Raw genomic sequence first — 18618 nt, forward strand, 5'->3', positions numbered from 1 at the left:
CCAAATAAGAGGGGTTTAACTTTTTCGACACAAAAATGCCTGAATAAATGAATAACTAAGCATTAAAAAAGAGCCACATACGGCGCATATCCATGCATTAATTATGCACTTAATTGCATAAATTTTGATTTTATCCCTATTTTTCAGTTCTTTGATGGTCATCAAAAAGTGAATAAACTGTTATTTTTCCGCATTGACTTTGTTAACACTCGCCACCACGATGAGTAAAACCCAGCTGGAAACCTCCATCATGAATTAGCGTTTTATTAATTTCGTTTTTCTTTCATCTATTTAAACGTGCCTCTTTAAGGTTCAACCCATATTTGCCATTGATGCTTGCGGGCAGGCATCGTCATGCGTCTTTTCGCCAGACTGAAGGAATCATTGTGTCTAACAAACCTACACAAGGGCAGATTCAGCCTGCTCGGGCTCACGACGCCCCGCAAAAACTGCAGCGAGGGCTGAGCGAACGCCATATTCAGATGATCGCGCTGGGCGGATCGATCGGTACCGGGCTGTTTATGGGCGCGGGACGCAATATTGCGGTAGCCGGAACCTCGATATTAATCATCTACCTATTGGTGGGTTTTTTTAGCTATATGGTGATGCGGGCAATGGGGGAAGTGCTGCTTAGTCGGCTCGACTATCGCTCGTTTGCCGATTTTGTCAGTGATTATCTCGGCCCCAAAGCCAGCTTCTTTCTCGGTTGGTCGTACTGGCTAAGTTGGGTGGTAACCTGCATCGCCGATGTGGTGGTATGCGGCGCGTATATGCAGTATTGGTTCCCGGAAATGTCGGCGTGGATACCCGCGTTATTTACCCTCGGTATTTTGTGTCTGTTTAACATGTTGTCGGTGAAGGCTTTTGGTGAAGCTGAATTCTGGTTTGCGCTGATCAAAGTGATCACCATCATCGCGCTGATCATCACCGGCGGATGGATGGTATTTACCGGCTGGACCTCGCCGGATGGCGTTAAAGCCTCGGTGCACAACCTCACCGATCCTGCGGTGTTCATGCCGCATGGCATCACCGGTTTTCTGGCTGGTTTTCAGATCGCGATTTTCTCTTACACCGGCATTGAGCTGCTCGGCACCATGACGGCAGAAACGCGCGATCCCGAGAAAATTTTGCCGCGCGCGATCAACTCTCTGCCGCTGCGGATTGTGATTTTCTACTTGCTCTCGATGATGGTGATCATCGCGGTGACGTCCTGGCAAGGGGTATCGCCGGATACCAGCCCGTTCGTGACGCTGTTTGCCAAAGCCGGCTTGCCTGCGGCGGCAGCGATCATTAATTTCGTCGCACTCACCTCGGCGATGTCTTCCGCCAATAGCGGCGTCTACTCCAGCACCCGCATGTTATACGGCTTATCGATCGAGAAGCATGCGCACTGGCAGTTTCGTATTCTTTCACGCACCACGCGTATCCCGCTGCGCAGCCTGCTGTTCTCCTGCTTCTGCATGCTGAGCGGCACCTTGCTGCTGTTCCTGGTGCCGAATGTGACAACACTGTTCACCATCGTTTCGACGCTGGCCGCCATTCTGGTGATCTATTGCTGGGGTATGATTCTGGTCTCTTATCTGGTGTACCGCCGGCAGCGTCCGGATCTGCATCAAAAATCCAAATTTAAGATGCCCGGCGGCAGGATGATGGCGTGGGCGACGCTGATGTTCTTCCTGTTTTCGGTAGTGATCATGATATTTGATTCCGACACGCTCGCCGCGCTAGCCGCTTCGCCGGTGTGGTTCATTGCGCTGTGGCTTTGCTGGAAGATGAAGGAGAAGCGGAAAACGGCAGTGAAGGTAGCGGCATGATTAGGCCGCTACTTCATCAACACGTTAAACTGTGGATTGAACTCGTCGAAAATCGGCAGCGCGGCGGCACCCAGCGCGGCGGTATCGCTGCCGGTCATACCGATCTTTACGCGTGTTCCGGTGAGGTAGCGACCGCGCACTGACTGATAGAGCGGCGGCAGTCGACGCATGATTTTATCCAGCAGCACCGCAGGCATCATGCCGCCGATTATCACGCTTTCGGCATCGAAGATGCATTCCAGCAGGTTAATCGCCTGACGCAGCGGCGTTAACACGCTATCGATCCATTTATCGAACAGCGCCGGATCGACTTCCAGCAAATCTTCCGGCAAAGCGGTCATCGGATCGAGCCCGCAAAACTCGTACGCCGCCTGCAGTGAAACATAGCGTTCTAAACAGCCGTGGTTGCCGCAGTAACATTCGCGTCCGCCCGGCTCCACCACCACATGCCCGACTTCGCCGGCGTTATGCGCATGGCCGCTATAGACGTGCCCATCCATGATGATGCCAGCGCCCAAACCGGTGCCGATGTAGAGATAGACAAACGAATTGAGCTGACGCGCGACGCCATGAAAGCGCTCACCAATTGCTGCCACCGTGGCATCGTTTTCCAACGTCACCGGCACGCCGCTCATCGCGGCGAGTTTGGCTTCGATATTCACCTGTTCCCAGCCGTGCAGCGTGGTCGGCCCCATTGACGAGATGCCCTCAACACCAAACGGACCGGGCATCACCACGCCAATGCCCAGCACTTTCTGCCAGCGATCGCCCAGCTGCGTTTTAATTTCGCTGAGCACGTCGGCGATGCGCGCTAATGTGGCATCCGGCTGGGGCTTTTGTACCAGAATCAGGCGGCGAAAATGAATTTCGCCGGTGAGATCCACCAGCACAATCAGCAGCGTTTGGTGATCAAGATGGATGCCGATCGAAAAGGCGCTGGCGGGATTAAGCGTCACCGGAATTGCCGGTTGCCCGCGTCCTTGTTTGCGCGGCGCTCGGCTGGTGAGCAGTTCGGCCTGCTCCAGCTCCGCCACAATATTCGACACGGTTTGCGGCGTCAGGGCGGTGAGACGAGCCAGCTCGGCGCGGGTCAATTCGCCGTGCAGGCGAATGGCTTCAATGATCACGCGGCGATTGTGCGCCCGTGCGTGTTCCAGATTGGTTCCCGACGTTTTCACCTTGCTCCCTTCCCTTTCGTCACCTGCGCTGCGAATAGCCGCATCAATATCTCTGATCGCACACACATTTTACAACCCTTTCGGGCAGGTGAATGGTTGAGGCAGGGATGTCGATAATTTTAACTCTTGGTGACCATCCCAACGGTTATTTGATAAAAAGCCAACCTGCCACGGCTACCAGGCCGGTTAACAACGATGCGAAAACCGCGCCTGTTACGAATGAATGAGTTGTCGTCTGAAATAAATGATGAACGGGCATGGCTCTGCATTTGTATTTGGTTAGCCCCAGCAGTGGATGTTGCTAGTAGAGCTTTTTCCCGTTTTATAGCCCACTTCATAATTTAAACATATTCATCCGGGGGGCTTGCAGGAGACAGAGTTGAAGCAAAACGCTTCTGCCGCCCCTAAGTCTTGACCGCTCCACCCTTGCAGTTCAGGGCCGTCACGCTAAATTAATGTTTTATCAGCATGTCAGTATGTTTCTATGGATAAAATCGTCGATATCTTCCTTCGCCTGCTCTACTAAGCCTTTAGATGGCAGGGTTAAAATCTGCTCACTATAACCAAACAGCATTGCATCCAACTGGCGCGCTACGCGGTGCACATCAACAATTCGGAACGACTGCTCGTCCATGCCTGTCTGTATAATGTTTGCCAGCACCTCATGCCACTCATCCAGAAAGGTTTGCATCAGACTCGCGTAAGCTTCGTCATGAGTAGAGAGTAACCATAAGGAACCATATAATTTACGGGTCGGGTCGGGGGCATCGGTAATCATCCCGTTAATAAATTCCTGCAATTTTTGCCTGGCGGATAAAGGCTGAATGATGAAACGAAATTCCTTAATTTCTGCATTGATAAAACTTGTTACTGCCGCGAGACTCAGCGACTGCCAGTCTTTAAAATAATGGTAAATATGGCTTCGTGATAGGCCCAGATACTCTGTTACATCTCGCGTTTTAACCTTATCAATACCCTTCTCTGTAAATAACTCAATAACCGCATTAAGAATTTTCTCTTTCATTAGCTCAGATTTAGCGTTCATCTCTTACCTCAGTTGACTTTGAGCGGTTGCTCAAATAACATATACCATTATTGAGCACTTGCTCTATTTTAACAGAAGTACCACTCATGAACACTGAAAATATAAAGGCTATCTCCCCGACCACAAGCGCCTCCGGCACGCTGAAATCACTGGCTAACCGCTACCGCAAAAAGCTTTTCTTTACTTTTTTATTGGTCGTTGCCGAAAACTTCACTTATCTGTTGTATCCGATTCTGGCTGGCGTCTCCATTAACGCCATCATGTCCGGGCAGACGATAAATGCGATGCTCTATGGCGTATTGATCTTATTTATCTGGTGTCTGGGTGCAGCGCGCAGAAGCGTTGATACCCGCACTTTTGCCAGGATTTATGCGGCCCTGGCGGTATCCGTGATTAAGACTCAACGTAAAAATAACTTTAATCATTCAACCGTTGCAGCACGGGTTGTGTTGTCGAGAGAGTTTGTTGATTTTTTTGAACTGCACTTTCCTATGCTCATCACTTCGCTGTTTTCGATGATGGGTGCCGCAGTAATGTTGCTGATTATCGAATTCTGGGCGGGTATTGCCTGTTTGGTCATCCTGGCTTTACTGGCCTGTTTCCTGCCTGGTTTTGCCCGTAAAAATGAAGTGCTCTATAACAAACTCAATAATCGGCTGGAAAAAGAGGTTGATTTTGTTAGCAGGGCGACATCGTTATCTTTACAGCGACATTACTCCACGCTCGCCAGATTACGCATACGCCTCTCCGATCGCGAAGCAATGGGATATCTGTCAATCGGCGTGCTTGTCGCCATGCTATTTAGTCTGACCATTATCTGGATGACGCAGACAACGGGGATCAGTGCCGGGCACATTTATTCGGTCATGACCTATATGTGGATGTTCGCTACCAGCCTGGATAATGGCCCTCAACTGCTGGAGAAATACTCCCAGCTGAGTGATATCGGCCGCCGCGTCCATACGGAACAAATCTGATCCTAACGCACACTGCAAATTTTACTGCTTATTCCCGGATATTCCGATGCCGCAATTTTTTATTGAAAGGCCTGTTTTTGCATGGGTTATCGCCCTGTTTATTGTACTGGCAGGCATAATTGCCATTCCGCAGTTGCCCGTGGCGCAGTACCCCGCTGTGGCTCCTCCGAGCGTCAGCATTACGGTGACCTATCCCGGCGCCACGCCAGAAACGATGAATGAGTCGGTCATCTCGTTGATCGAGAGAGAAATCTCCAGCGTTGACGACATCCTCTACTTCGAGTCTTCAAGTGATACGTCAGGCACTGCCAGCATTACAGTGACCTTTAACCCCGGAACGGACATCAAGCTCGCTCAGGTTGATGTGCAGAACAAAATCAAGGTGGTTGAATCCCGGCTGCCTCAGACCGTACGTCAGAACGGTCTGAACGTGGAGGCGGCCAACGCGGGATTTCTGATGATCGTCGGGTTGCGCTCGCCCTCGGGTCGATTCAGCGAACAGGACCTAAGCGACTATTTTGCGCGTAACGTTTCTGAGGAACTACGTCGCGTGCCAGGCGTTGGCAAAGTACAGCTGTTCGGCGCTGAGAAAGCAATGCGCGTATGGCTGGACCCGGTCAAACTATTTAACTATAAGCTCTCGGTCAGCGACGTTACCACCGCGCTGAGCCAGCAGAACGCCCAGGTCTCGCCGGGCAGAATCGGCGATGAACCGGCGCAGCCCGGACAAGCGGTGACCTACCCGCTTAACGTACGCGGGCAGCTCAGTTCTGAGGAAGAGTTCCGCAACATTACGCTTAAGGCGCTAAGTAACGGTTCGCGCGTCCGGCTGGCTGACGTGGCGCGCGTGGAACAGGGTCTGCAGAGCTACGCGTACGCGATTCGTGAAAACGGCCATCCGGCTACTGCCGCAGCGATCCAGCTGATGCCGGGTGCCAATGCCGTCAGCACGGCAGAGGGCGTGCGTTCTCGGCTAAATGAACTCTCAACGGTGCTGCCGCAGGGCATGGCGTTCTCGGTGCCGTTTGATACCGCGCCGTTTGTGAAGCTGTCGATTGAGAAAGTCATCCACACTTTTATTGAAGCCATGGTGCTGGTATTCCTGGTGATGCTGCTATTTCTGCAGAATCTGCGCTATACCTTTATTCCGGCAATTGTCGCGCCGGTGGCGCTGCTCGGCACTTTTACTGTAATGCTGATGAGCGGGTTTTCCATTAATGTGCTGACCATGTTTGGCATGGTGCTGGCTATCGGCATCATTGTTGACGATGCGATTGTGGTAGTGGAGAGCGTTGAGCGCCTGATGGCTGAAAAAGGCCTGTCGCCAAAAGAAGCAACACGTAAGTCAATGCGCGAGATTACGCCAGCGATTATCGGTATTACGCTGGTGCTTACCGCCGTATTTATTCCCATGGGATTCGCCACCGGCTCGGTTGGCGTCATCTATCGGCAGTTCACACTTTCGATGGCTGTTTCCATTTTGGTCTCGGCTTTTCTTGCGCTGACGATGACCCCTGCACTGTGTGCTTCCCTGCTGAAGCCGATTGCGCAGCACGGCGTAGAAAAGAAAGGCTTTGCAGGCGTGTTTAACCGCCGCTTCAGTGCCCTAACGACAAGCTATGAGCGGGCATTGCACGCCACGCTACGCCGTGGCGGCCGCGTCATGCTGATTTATGCCATGCTGAGTGCGGTGATTTTTGCTGCCTATCTGGCGCTGCCTTCATCCTTTATCCCTGAAGACGATCAGGGCTACTTTATGACGTCGATCCAGTTGCCGTCAGATGCCACACAAGAAAGAACCCGTCATGTGGTTGATCGGCTTGAAAAAACGATCATGGAAAGGCCCGGCATTGCCAGTAATATCTCCATCTTTGGCTTTGGTTTTTCCGGATCCGGTCCGAACACCGCGATGGCCTTTACCACCCTGAAAGAATGGGGCGAACGGCAAGGCGCAACCGCTGATGGTGAAGCAAAATTTGTCCAGACGAAGATGAATGACGATCCCGCCGCCACGGTAATGAGCCTGATGCCGCCCGCGATTTCTGATATGGGGACTTCATCGGGTTTTGATCTCTACCTCGAAGATCGTGCCGGCCGCGGTTTTGCAGCATTGTTGCAGACAGCCTCAGAGCTAACGGAGAAAGCCAATAACAGTGGCGTGGTCAGTGATGTCTACATTGAGGGTTTACCTGCGGGTGTAAGTGCCACTCTTGAGGTAGACAGAGAAAAAGCGCAGGCAATGGGCGTCAGCTTTGACGACATTAATCAGATGCTGTCAGTCGCGATTGGCTCAAACTACGTCAATGACTACGTAGATAACGGGCGAGTACAACAGGTTATTGTGCAGGCGGACTCCCGTTACCGTATGCAACTGGCAGATTTACTTAAGCTTTACGTCAGGAATGCCTCGGGTGAGATGGTGCCGCTGTCGGCCTTTATCTCGACGGACTGGACCCAGTCGCCGCAGCAGCTCAGTCGTTATCAGGGCTATCCGGCGATTAAAATCACTGGCAGCGCCGCTGCTGGCTACTCCAGCGGGGCAGCGATGGCTGAAATGGACCGACTTGCCGCTTCTCTTCCAGCAGGCTATTACGCCGAGTGGACTGGCACCTCGCTGCAGGAACGTAGCTCAGCGGCTCAAATGCCGCTGCTGATCGCCTTATCCGTTCTTGTTGTTTTCCTGGTGCTTGCCGCGCTGTATGAGAGCTGGTCAGTACCGCTTTCAGTAATACTTGTCGTTCCGCTGGGTATGGCTGGCGCTCTACTGGCAGTATTTCTCGCAGGTATGTCTAACGATGTTTTTTTCAAGGTCGGTATGATCACACTAATCGGACTTTCAACCAAAAACGCCATCCTCATTGTAGAGTTTGCGCGACAACTTTATGCGCAGGGTGAACCGCTGCTTGAGGCAACCAAGCAAGCAGCCCGACTACGCCTGCGGCCAATTATCATGACGTCACTGGCTTTTACTCTTGGTGTGGTTCCCCTGATGATGGCAAACGGTGCCAGTAAGAGCACCCAGAATGCGATTGGCACAGGCGTGTTCGGCGGGATGCTTAGCGGTACGCTGCTGGCCATCTTCTTTGTGCCCGTATTTTTTGTGATTATCACATCGGCTGTGCAAAAGCTTAGCGGCTTGCTGAAAAGGGTAAATAAAGGCTGAATGCTAAGCCCAGACAATCCTGAATTGATTGTATTGCCATCCATCGACAATGTTAATAAACCCTGCTTTAAACGCGAAGACCCACTTTTCGCTCATAGGGGACGCTGTCATGCACAGCGTCCACTTTGGCAGGAGCGGACATTGTTGGCATCGTGTTTATTGTTAACTGAGCAGTTCATATTGCGGTAATACCCGGCCATCGTCACTGACGAGGTATTTAGCGCCATCTCAGCGACCCATCCTTAACAGGAAGAGCCACAGAGTAAGCATGCCTGAGGCTGTTTTTACACGGAGTCGAACGAAAGAAATCAAACAATGCGGGGCCCAGATTAAATAAGAGCCCCCATGTAAATGAAAATATTAAACCTGGAACGCTTCAACCATGCCTCGTAAAGCATGTGCCTGAGCAGAAAGCTCTTGCGACGCAGAGGAGGACTCTTCAACCAATGCAGCATTGTTCTGTGTTACGCCATCCATTTGGCTGACGGCAATGCTGACCTGTGAAATTCCCTGCATTTGTTCGGAAGAAGCCAGAGATATCTCGTCCATCGCATCCGCGAGTTCACCTACCATGCTGACGATTTTCATGATGCTCTGCCCGGTTCCAGTCGCCACGTTCACACCACTTTCCACCTGCCCTACGGCCTGCTCAATGAGTTGTTTGATATCCCGTGCAGCAGTCGCACTTCGTTGTGCTAACGTTCTGACTTCACCGGCAACCACGGCAAATCCCCTTCCTTCTTCACCGGCGCGAGCAGCTTCAACGGCGGCATTGAGTGCAAGAATATTGGTCTGGAAGGCAATGCTTTCAATGACGGAAGTAATATCCCTCACTTTTGTCGCGCTGAGAGAAATCTCGTTCATCGTATCCGACATTTTCTGCACATCCGCCTCGCCAGCTCGCGCCAGCTCTGCTGTCCCACGTGCAACTTGTGCCGTCTGCTGTGCACCTGCAGTATTACTTTTCACCGTTGCCGTGAGTTGCTCCATACTCGCGGCCGTTTCCTGAAGCGCAGCGGCCTGCTGTTCAGTACGCGATGAAAGTTCAGTGTTGCCTTTTGATATCTCATCAGCGGCTAAAGCAACGGATCCAGCCGAGTCTTTAATTTGTGATACCAGTCCACGTAGACTCTCCTGCATACGATCTAACGATGCCAGTAGGCTGTGCTTATCGTTACGGCGCAAGGTTATTGAGGTTGTCAGATTCCCCGCGGCGATGGCTGCCGCCAGTGCCTGTGCCTGGGCGGGCTCGCCGCCTAGCTGACGCATCAGTACACGTACGATTAAATAACCGGTCACCACAGAAATAATCACCGAGAGCGCCGCCATTATTAATAAAATAAACGCTGTACGTGTCGTGGATGCACTATTCTCAGCCATCGTATCCTTGCTGAGTGTCATTTCGATGTTCGTTAGCGCATCCAGCGATCCCATTAATGCCTGTTGCGCCGGTCGCGCAGTTTTCATGAGGTAAACCGTTGCTTCTTGCTGACGGTTATCGAGTCCCATTTGACCTGCGATCATTAACGTCTCCATCGCGGCGCTCTCAGAGGCAACGACTTTTTCAAGAGCCTCCTTCCCGTGAGAGGAAACATTGATCCTCATGCTATCCACCAGCTCACGGCGCTTCTCGATATAATTTTTCTGCTGCGAGATTAATCTTTGCCATTCAGGCTGCATTTCTACGGGATCGCTCAGTAAAGCCAGGTTGCGCACGGCAATGGCCATATCTCGAGCAATTCCTCGCATATCCTGAACCAGCGTAAAGCGCTTCATCTTGTTATTGACCGTATCTTCCATCCCATCCCGCGCCTGCCATAATGCGTTCAGAGCAATCCCCGTGCACAATACGAAAAGAATAATGAGCAGACTGAAACCCGCAGCCAGACGTGTAGATATTTTCATTTATAATTCTCTTAAAGTTCAAGATGCTTTGCCGAAGAAGAGGAATTATAGACAGTGAAATTAACCCTGCCTGGGCGAAAAATCTATAAGGGCTTCACTCAAATTTATCACGCACGGAAAATATAAGAACTACTTGAGTTATCACGGATTACTTAAGTTAAATTTGGCATTTTTAAATGCTTTGGTTTAATTTAACTCCGTAAATAACTAAATTTAAATTAACCTTTATTCTAGGGGAAATATTTTAGATTTTTTTAGTTACATTATTTTAAAAAAGAAGCGTGTTTTAAAAACACGCTGACTTCAAGAAAAATTTAACTTATGTTGCGCTCTTACCATTACTCAGATTGGATTGAAAAGGAAACGACAGCTTCCTGTAATACCAGTAAATGCCATAATCATACTGAAAGTCTGGCCTATTTGCCCTCACCGTGGTAACGGCGACCGGCATGCCCTCCTCTGGCCAACTTCATCACATACTTGAAGAACATGCTAAATGGAAAAGAAGTTGAGCGCCGGAGAGAGCATGTGAAACGGGCTGGCTTAATCTCACATTGGCAGCGTATCAGGTTGGAAAAATTGATATGACCCATCACGTCGTGCTTTAGCCTGATACATCGCTGTATCGGCATTTTCAAATAACGTATTTACCGTTTTTGTCCCAAATCGTGCCAGGCTGATGCCAATCGATGCGCCGATCTTTACTTCTACGCCATTGATAGCAAAAGGACCCTTCAGGCCGTCTATGAGGCGCAGTGCAATAGCGGCTGCAGCATCATGACTACTGCACTTTGCTGCCACGACAAACTCGTCTCCTCCCTGGCGTGCTAACGAGTCGCCCTGGCGCATGCAACTTTGTAGCCGTTCGCTTACCTGCTGCAGCAACATATCCCCTATTGCGTGCCCCATCGAATCGTTAACTGCTTTGAATCCATTCAGATCGATAAACAGGACAGTCGTATACGCAGGATCTTCTACGTGCGTAAGCATGGATTGCACTTTGTCGTTGATCCAGGCTCGGTTTGGCAGTCCGGTTAAGGTGTCGCGGGTCGCTAGCAGCTCAAGCATCAACATCTTTTCTTTATCCCGGGTGATGTCACGCGAAACCAGCACTGCTCCGATATTTTTACCTGTAGAGGGATCGCTAACGCCGCAGGCCTTAGTGCCAAGTGTAATGTAGTGACCGTTACGATGTCGCTTGCGCACCTCGACGACGTCTGGTAACTCAGCACCGTTGAAGATATTTGCCAGAACTGCGGCAGCAGGCTTTTGATCTTCGATATGCAGGAAGTCCACCACCAACTGGCCCACCATTTCATCGGCTGACCAGCCTATCATTTCGCTATACGAAGGAGAGATCGAAACGTACCGACCATCCGCATCACAGTGGGCGATCAGATCAGTACTGTTTTCAATCAACAAACGATATTCTGTCGCCGTGCGCAGCGCGTCCTGAAGGGCTTTGCGCTGTCCGGTAACATCTAAAACGAAGCCGCTAAACTGTGTATGAGAATCACCTGGTTGGCATGCCGGCAGACCTGAAACAATCACATGGCGCATCGTTCCATCCAGACACTTGATCGGCACCTCTATATTAAATGGCGTCTTAAACTCTAATGCCGCTGTCAGCTGCATCGCGATTTTTGCATCTTCCTCTACCAGCGCAAGGCTAAGCCACTCACAAAGCGTTATGCCTTTAAGTAGGGGCAATAAGCCTTCAGGGCTTTCCTGGCTGGCAATGCAAATGCCCCGTGCATCCGTCGACCAAACGGCAGAAAGTGTGGGTTTGATCGCGATATTCATGCTGGTGATTCCGTTGTTTGCCGATGATGCTGAACACATTTATTTCTGCTGCTAAAACCCATCAGGTGCTGAAAAAGTGCCTGATAATGATAACGTCATGCTTTCCATCGCAGCACTGCCAGAGCCTGTTATCAGGCATCTTAGGGCTGCAAAAGCTGATCTCTCTTTATCGGCTGATGAGTTCAGGATCTTTAGTGCCCCGCATTAAACATCGCCGACCTCGACACGGCGTTTCGCTTCGTGCTTTTTATCGAGCAGGTATTATCCAGCGACATCTGATGCTCATGCCATACGCGTGAGCGCGACTGAAAATGCCTGGGCAATATTCACCGCTCCGTCTTCAGTCGGGCAATTATAGGTGAGTATTGAGTCATCATACTTTGCTTTCTTCTCATCGCTCTCCGAGCTGTTAACACGTGACCCGCTTCGCGGTTAAAGTGGATCGTGCAGTATGAATGTCGGCTTTGTGCTGTGAGTTCAACTGATAGATGCAACACATTGGTTAAAACGCTCTGCGGGTGATTCATAGTCTAGCGTTTTTCTTGGCCTCTCGTTGAGCTGCCTGGCAACACTGTCTAGTCTTTGCTGGCTGTGAACCGATAAGTCAGTTCCTTTTGGAAAATACTGCCTGAGCAATCTGTTTGTATTTTCATTGGAGCCGCGTTGCCAGGGAGATTGAGGATCGCAGAAGTAAACCTGGATATCTGTGGCTACAGTAAACCGGGTGTGGCTGGTCATTTCAGCGCCCCGGTCCCATGTTAATGTTTTATAAAGCTCAGCAGGTAATTCCCGGGCTTGTTTGATGAGTGCAGATATAACCGTTATGGTCTTGTTGTCCCTGATCCTGGCCAGCATAACAAAACGGGAATGACGTTCTACGAGGGTGACGATATAGGAGTTTTTAGAGCCCTGGATCAGGTCACCTTCCCAGTGACCGGGTATGGCTCTGTCAGCGGCTTCAGGCGGTCTTTCGCTGATAGAGATCGTATCCCGGATTGACCCTAATCCTTTCCCTTTAAGCGATGATGTTCTGGATCTACGCACGACTCTTCCGCTTCTGAGGCATTGCTGCAGTTCTTTTTTTAATGCACCCCGGGTTTGTATAAAAAGCGTTTTATATATCGTTTCGCGTGACACATGCATTTCCTGATTATCCGGATAACAGCGTTTCAGCCAACCGGCGATTTGTTCCGGCGACCAGTCCTGATGCATCTTCTCTGCGATGATTTTACACAGTGTGGGTCTTTCAATTAGCTTGCAAGGTTTTGGTCTCAGAGCATTTTCCCACGCAGCAGTATCCGCTTTTGATGCACGGTATTGATTTGCACCACCGTGCCTCTTTATCTCCCGGCTAATCGTTGGGGGGGCTCTCGATAGTTTGTTTGCGATCGCCCTGATGCTGATTTTTGCTACCAGCGCTCTGGATATTTCCTCTCTTTCATCAAGTGAAAGCGCTAACGGATGCCGCTTTCGGACAGGGGGGCGGTATCCACCAGTCTGGTGGATAGTGGGCATAATAGAAGAATGATATCTGTCGAACATTCTGGCGATATCATGCAGGGAATCACCTTGCTTATATCTGTCCCAGATAATCGTCTTCTGCTCTGGCGTGTAGTTAATCCGAGTTCTTCGTTTCATGGCAACGCCCCCCCCCTTGATTAAGGATAGCGTTGCATCGACCCGTTGAACTCACAGCTCATAGCGGACCTGACATACCGGTCCGCTTAATGCCAGAAACCGACACAACTATTATTTTAGGGCCCACGCCTAAAACTATCTTTTGGCTACAATCCGCATTTCCACAAGGGCATTTTCAGGAATGAACTCTGACACGCCTATAGCTGACCAAGCTGGATATGGCGCCTTTACATACTCATCTTTTACTCTGGAAAAAACGTCGATATGTTTTTTGAGGTCAATGTGAAAAGTGGTCATCTCAAGTATGTGTTCATAGTTTAAACCAGCGGCATTTAAATAAACGCCAAGCTTATAAAAGGCATCATGAAATTGTTCTTCAGGATGCTTACTTATAGGTTTATCTCTTCGTGCTGCGGTAACACCGGAAAGATATACTGTGCCATCTGCTTCGATAACGGGGGAAAAGTGCCAATCATCGAAATAGTGTTGAAATTCCTCAGGGACGATAGATTTTTTCATAATTTCATCACAAGTTGATGAGTTAATAAATGTCAGCATTTACAACATTAAATGCTCTCAGCGCTCAGGATGTTCAACCTATCCACCCATTGCTCATTGAGCATAGAAGATATTGCCATGCGCGCATATCCTTATTGTGCCAGTAGCGGACGACTCTTATGTCACGATTCATTCATGAATACCGAATGAATCCCTGATACGATAAAATAAATAATCTGCCTGAAGTACGTGCAAAACGAAGAATTATCGTTGTGCATATTAACTGCAGAAACTGAACAGCCTGTCAGGAAACTAAAAATAAAAAAATTTCTCAGCTTGCTGCCTAATTATATGGCGCTTACCGTCAGCTGAGAACTGTCGCGTTATCTTTGAGATAAGCCATCCGCAGTCATGGAGCGATCAAAGGAGCGCCGAATTAGCCTGATACTTAACCCTGCCCCTATAGCCAGACAGATAGCCATCGTCAGAAGCGCGACGATAAAAGCATGGGTAATGATTGCGACGCTGTTACCGTTCCCCAGCATGCTGTAAAAAATGCCGCCGATAACCGCGACACTTAGCGCTGTGCTAATTTGTAATGTCGAGCTGGTTACGCCAGCAATCATACCTGAAAACTGTGGCGCGACCCGGCCTGTCACCATCCGCACCAGAGTTGGCATCGCCAGCCCTTGCCCCAGCCCAGTCAGGAAAAGCAGCATGGCGAGCGGCAGCATCGCGGGAGAGTGACCGGGCATCGTCGTAGCGATCAATCCTGCCATACCTGCCAAACCTGCGGTTTCACATCCCATTCCGATGGCGCTAAGGTAATTCCCGGCATACTGCCTCAGGTACGGAGTCAGTAACGGACCAATGAGAAAGCCGACACCAAAGGGTAGAAAAAGCGTGCCTGAAACCAAGGCATTTAAATGTAAGGCACTCTGCAGATAGACAGAAAACAGAAGAAAGAACGCGCCGATTGAATAAAACAATAAAACAATCATAAGTCCCTGTCCCAGCCCTGGCGCACGTAATACGCTCGGGTTGAGCAGTGGCGATCCCCCTTTGCGACTGAGGTGGTGCTCATATCGCCATAACAGTGAGGCCAGCAGCGGGAAAGCAAAAAATAACAGCCACGTCCACCAGGGCCACCCCGCCTCACGCCCTTCTATTAGCGGCACAATCAGTGTACTCAGCGTTAATGTGGCCAGCAGTGTGCCAACGGGGTCAAGTCGCTGAGCTGCTCGCGGCCGTTTTTCTTGCAGCAGTGGCAGGCCAAAGAGAATCACCAGCAGCGTCACAGGCAGATTAACGAGAAAAATTGTCCGCCATCCAAGGTGGAAGAGATCGGCTGATATCAGAATGCCGCCCAGAACCTGTCCAATAACGGAGGCCAGACCAAACACGGCTCCATATATACTGAGCGCTAAGGGTCGCTCCGCTTCGGGGAAAATGGCCTGCACGGCGGCGAGCGCCTGAGGAGCCATAATGGCGGCCGTGGCGCCCTGTAATATGCGTCCAGCAATCAGTATCCAGGATGACCAGGCAAAACCACACAGCAATGATGCCGCGGTAAAACCTATCAGCCCAAGAAAGAACATTTTTCCCCGACCATAAATATCGCCCAAGCGACCTCCGGTGATTAATGTCACGGCATACACAGCGGCGTACGATGAAATGACCAGCTGTTCCGCTGAGGAAGATGTGCTCAATTCATTATGAATAGCAGGCAGTGCCACATTAACGATAAAAAAATCGAGCGGCGGCAAAAATGCACCTACCAATAAAATGACAAACATAGCCCAACGGCGTGGCTCGGCTTGCAGGATGCTATGTGCCGACATAGATCACTCCTTATGGAACGGTACGGTCCCTGTTAGGGATGTGTGGTCATCGCAGAATGCGCAGTTGACCAATCAGTGAAGGTGAGGCCGCCTCCGGGAAGCGCAACACCGCTCCGATCAGCGCATGCCGCCGGAAGCCAAAATAATCTCCCCAGTGATCCATCTGGCCTCATCGGAGGCGAGAAATGAGACGATTGGGGCGACGTCCTCCACCTGACCTACACGGCCAAGCGGCGTTTGCTCTTCATTCCAGGTTTGGAAGTCCGAGCCTATTGCGCCTGCGCTATGGCTTCCTTCCGTTTCGATCAGGCCCGGATTGACCGCATTCACGCGAATTCCCCGGGGACCGAGCTCAAGTGAAAGCACACCGGTAATGGCATCAATCGCCCCCTTAGCACCGCTGTAGATGGCACTTTCAGCAATAAAGACTCGGGTGACGAATGAACTGATATTGATGATGCTGCTGCCGTGACCCAGGTGCGGTGCGGCCGCGGCGCTTACTAACAAGGGTCCAAGCACATTGATATCAAATTGCCTGCGGTACAGCGCTTCAGTGCTCTCTTCAATTTTGGCGAACTGGTAAACACCGGCGTTGTTCACCACGATGTCGAGCCGCCCGAAAAGAGCAATGCTGGTATTAATTAGTGCCTCGACCTCAGTCTGACTGGTGACATCCGCTGCGACTGCCACAGCCTCACCCTTGGTGGCTTTAATATCGACAACAACCTTTTCAGCAGCGTCTCTATCTGAGACGTAATTGACGATAACCCTGGCGCCATCAGCTGCCAGCTGACGGGCTATACCTGCTCCGATACCTTTTGAACCTCCGGTAACCAGAGCAACTTTGTCTTTTAATTTATGCATAATCTCAGCTTCCTGTTCGTGTCACCTGAGGCGACGAATTAAAGAAGCCATGGTGATGCCTGCAAAGTTGTTTGAGAACTGACACTTTTGTATATTGGATGTTCATTTTTGAACGGTGGAATCGAAGCATGGATTGGGGGGATGTTCAGGTATTGCTTGCGGTCATGCGTAACGGCTCTTTCGGGAAAGCAGCCCTGAGTCTGGGCGTAAGTCATCCTACAGTAGGACGCCGTATCAAGGCGCTTGAGGATGAAGCGCAGCAGGCGCTGTTTCGCCGGACAACGGAGGGATTGGTGCTGACAGATGCCGGAGACGGGATCATGAAGCTAGCAGAAGCGATGGAAAATTCCGCGCTTGCCATGGAACGTCGTCTGGCAGGCAATCACGATCGCCTTGAAGGAATACTGAGAATATCATCAGCAGAATGGTTCACTAACTATGTGCTGGCCCCCGTGCTGAGTGAATTGACACGTCGTCATCCGGCGATTGTGCCGGAAATTATTGCAGGTTACCGCCTGCTCGATCTGTCGCGCCGTGATGCCGACATCGCGTTTCGCATCGTACCTTTTACCGATCCGAATATTGTTCAGCGCCGTTTGATGCGTGTGCCCTACGCACTTTATGGCACGCCACAGAATGCACAGGCACTGCTCACAGCCCCCTCTTCGGTGGGGCTGATCCTGATGAATACTGGGCAGTCACACTTTCCTGACGTCTCATGGCTTCTTGATCATTTCCCGCAGTCAAAACCTGCCTTTAAAAGCACAAGCCGTGCGGTTCAGGCGCAGATGTGTCTGCGGGGGATGGGCGTAGCCGTGCTGCCACGGCCTTTGGGTGATGCCACCACCGGGCTGCAGCGTATTGAAATGCCTGACATTCCGCCTTCAAGAGACATCTGGGTCGGCTACCATCAGGATCTTCGTCATATGGATCGCTTGCGCGCATTGCTGGATATCGCAGATAGTATGCTGGCTTCACAACAGGAATAGCCTGACGTGGCGGGGCATCCTGGTGAAACCAGCGTGCAAAAGCGCTTCAGGTATGTTTGTGCGTTTCCTCACGAACACTCATCTGAGCAAAGACATGGGCTAACTTACGACGAATTGATAATAATCAAAATGTCGACCAGATGGATTATCCTACATGCCGGGTTATCAAGTTCGCCCTAAGCCGCCCATTAAATACTAACAGTCGCACCATTTTTCTGAACACTCAGCAGGCAGCTTTGTCTTTACGCCCATTCTTAATGGTCAGCGTGATGGCTGAAATCAGGAAATAGAGAACACCAAAAGCGGCGTAGGGTGCAACCGTGGTGACATCCAGAGCAGCATTACTACTCGCCTGTTTAAACATAAACACACCCGCCAACGCAGATTGCGCTCCACTCAAGACCATAGCCCATTGTCCATTTGAATTTTTCCAGCGACGGATGGAAGCAGAAAGCTGCAGTACACCAGAAAAAATCGCCCATATTCCAAAGACTTTAATGGTTGTATTCATGCTGACAGAAAGAGCCCAGATAATAGCTGCTGCGACCACCAGACTAACAATAAAGTTGAATTTTTGGGGTGGGTTTAGTGCTAAGCCCCCTGACTGTCTTGCATCAAGATAATTGGCGAATGCGTCCCATGTAGGATACAAAACAAGCAGAATGCCACCAACTGTGGGATTATGTTTGCCAATGAATAGCGCAAGTGCAATCCAGATAATTGAACCCGCAGCACGGATGTGATAATAAGATTGAAGCCATTGATTTTGAATGTAGGTAGATGTAGCGAAATTGGATTTCATGATGATTCTCCGAAATAGGTTGGACTTCACAGAATATTCCAGACGAATGATGGCCGAATTAGAGTCGGCAATTATTCAGTCGCAGGATTAAGAAAATGTGT

General features: G+C 50.4%; 13 protein-coding genes. 4 read left to right on the forward strand and 9 right to left on the reverse strand.

The window, feature by feature from the left end:
* Positions 1-386: 386 nt before the first annotated feature.
* Positions 387-1814 (forward strand): amino acid permease, encoded by a 1428-nt coding sequence (locus P6287_RS22655; protein ID WP_277975105.1) that lies wholly within the window; start codon positions 387-389, stop codon positions 1812-1814.
* A gap of 8 nt (positions 1815-1822) precedes the next feature.
* Here the strand turns inward: P6287_RS22655 and P6287_RS22660 are convergent, their stop codons facing one another.
* Both P6287_RS22660 and P6287_RS22665 read right to left on the reverse strand, forming a co-directional pair.
* On the reverse strand, positions 1823-2992 hold the full coding sequence (locus P6287_RS22660) for an ROK family transcriptional regulator (protein WP_277975106.1): 1170 nt from the start codon (positions 2990-2992) through the stop codon (positions 1823-1825).
* 463 nt (positions 2993-3455) lie between these two features.
* On the reverse strand, positions 3456-4037 hold the full coding sequence (locus tag P6287_RS22665; RefSeq protein WP_101761064.1) for a TetR/AcrR family transcriptional regulator: 582 nt from the start codon (positions 4035-4037) through the stop codon (positions 3456-3458).
* Between the two features lie 86 nt (positions 4038-4123).
* Between P6287_RS22665 and P6287_RS22670 the strand changes: the two genes are divergently transcribed.
* Entirely contained in the window at positions 4124-5014 is an 891-nt protein-coding gene (locus P6287_RS22670; protein WP_277975107.1) for an ABC transporter six-transmembrane domain-containing protein, read from the forward strand.
* Between the two features lie 46 nt (positions 5015-5060).
* Positions 5061-8177: a multidrug efflux RND transporter permease subunit gene (locus P6287_RS22675; protein ID WP_277975108.1), complete on the forward strand. Its 3117-nt coding sequence runs from the start codon at positions 5061-5063 to the stop codon at positions 8175-8177.
* A gap of 360 nt (positions 8178-8537) precedes the next feature.
* Here the strand turns inward: P6287_RS22675 and P6287_RS22680 are convergent, their stop codons facing one another.
* The 6 genes from P6287_RS22680 to P6287_RS22705 form a co-directional block, all read right to left on the reverse strand.
* A complete protein-coding gene (locus P6287_RS22680) occupies positions 8538-10082 on the reverse strand; it encodes a methyl-accepting chemotaxis protein (protein WP_110866706.1) in 1545 nt (514 codons plus the stop codon).
* Between the two features lie 549 nt (positions 10083-10631).
* Positions 10632-11885: a sensor domain-containing diguanylate cyclase gene (locus P6287_RS22685; RefSeq protein WP_277975109.1), complete on the reverse strand. Its 1254-nt coding sequence runs from the start codon at positions 11883-11885 to the stop codon at positions 10632-10634.
* Between the two features lie 477 nt (positions 11886-12362).
* On the reverse strand, positions 12363-13523 hold the full coding sequence (locus P6287_RS22690) for an IS30 family transposase (protein ID WP_277975110.1): 1161 nt from the start codon (positions 13521-13523) through the stop codon (positions 12363-12365).
* A 135-nt stretch (positions 13524-13658) separates the two neighbouring features.
* Positions 13659-14042 carry a Rid family hydrolase gene (locus P6287_RS22695; protein WP_101761070.1) on the reverse strand — a complete coding sequence of 128 codons (384 nt, stop codon included), beginning with the start codon at positions 14040-14042 and terminating at the stop codon, positions 13659-13661.
* Positions 14043-14404: 362 nt separating this feature from the next.
* A complete protein-coding gene (locus tag P6287_RS22700) occupies positions 14405-15862 on the reverse strand; it encodes an MFS transporter (protein WP_277975111.1) in 1458 nt (485 codons plus the stop codon).
* A 117-nt stretch (positions 15863-15979) separates the two neighbouring features.
* Complete coding sequence (locus P6287_RS22705; protein ID WP_217547626.1) at positions 15980-16726, reverse strand: glucose 1-dehydrogenase; 747 nt, start codon at positions 16724-16726, stop codon at positions 15980-15982.
* Between the two features lie 128 nt (positions 16727-16854).
* Between P6287_RS22705 and P6287_RS22710 the strand changes: the two genes are divergently transcribed.
* Positions 16855-17715 (forward strand): LysR family transcriptional regulator, encoded by an 861-nt coding sequence (locus P6287_RS22710; protein WP_271460547.1) that lies wholly within the window; start codon positions 16855-16857, stop codon positions 17713-17715.
* 223 nt (positions 17716-17938) lie between these two features.
* Here the strand turns inward: P6287_RS22710 and P6287_RS22715 are convergent, their stop codons facing one another.
* Complete coding sequence (locus P6287_RS22715) at positions 17939-18517, reverse strand: DUF308 domain-containing protein (RefSeq protein WP_277975112.1); 579 nt, start codon at positions 18515-18517, stop codon at positions 17939-17941.
* Between the last annotated feature and the right edge of the window lie 101 nt (positions 18518-18618).

This window comes from Pantoea sp. X85 (assembly GCF_029623675.1).
In the GTDB taxonomy this organism is placed as follows: domain Bacteria; phylum Pseudomonadota; class Gammaproteobacteria; order Enterobacterales; family Enterobacteriaceae; genus Pantoea; species Pantoea leporis.

Coding starts and splice junctions, on each gene's coding strand:
- P6287_RS22690 (WP_277975110.1), bottom strand. CDS start 13,523: ATGAAACGAAGAACTCGGATTAACTACACGCCAGAGCAGAAGACGATT.
- P6287_RS22705 (WP_217547626.1), bottom strand. CDS start 16,726: ATGCATAAATTAAAAGACAAAGTTGCTCTGGTTACCGGAGGTTCAAAA.
- P6287_RS22700 (WP_277975111.1), bottom strand. CDS start 15,862: ATGTCGGCACATAGCATCCTGCAAGCCGAGCCACGCCGTTGGGCTATG.
- P6287_RS22710 (WP_271460547.1), top strand. CDS start 16,855: ATGGATTGGGGGGATGTTCAGGTATTGCTTGCGGTCATGCGTAACGGC.
- P6287_RS22675 (WP_277975108.1), top strand. CDS start 5,061: ATGCCGCAATTTTTTATTGAAAGGCCTGTTTTTGCATGGGTTATCGCC.
- P6287_RS22680 (WP_110866706.1), bottom strand. CDS start 10,082: ATGAAAATATCTACACGTCTGGCTGCGGGTTTCAGTCTGCTCATTATT.
- P6287_RS22715 (WP_277975112.1), bottom strand. CDS start 18,517: ATGAAATCCAATTTCGCTACATCTACCTACATTCAAAATCAATGGCTT.
- P6287_RS22665 (WP_101761064.1), bottom strand. CDS start 4,037: ATGAACGCTAAATCTGAGCTAATGAAAGAGAAAATTCTTAATGCGGTT.
- P6287_RS22695 (WP_101761070.1), bottom strand. CDS start 14,042: ATGAAAAAATCTATCGTCCCTGAGGAATTTCAACACTATTTCGATGAT.
- P6287_RS22670 (WP_277975107.1), top strand. CDS start 4,124: ATGAACACTGAAAATATAAAGGCTATCTCCCCGACCACAAGCGCCTCC.
- P6287_RS22685 (WP_277975109.1), bottom strand. CDS start 11,885: ATGAATATCGCGATCAAACCCACACTTTCTGCCGTTTGGTCGACGGAT.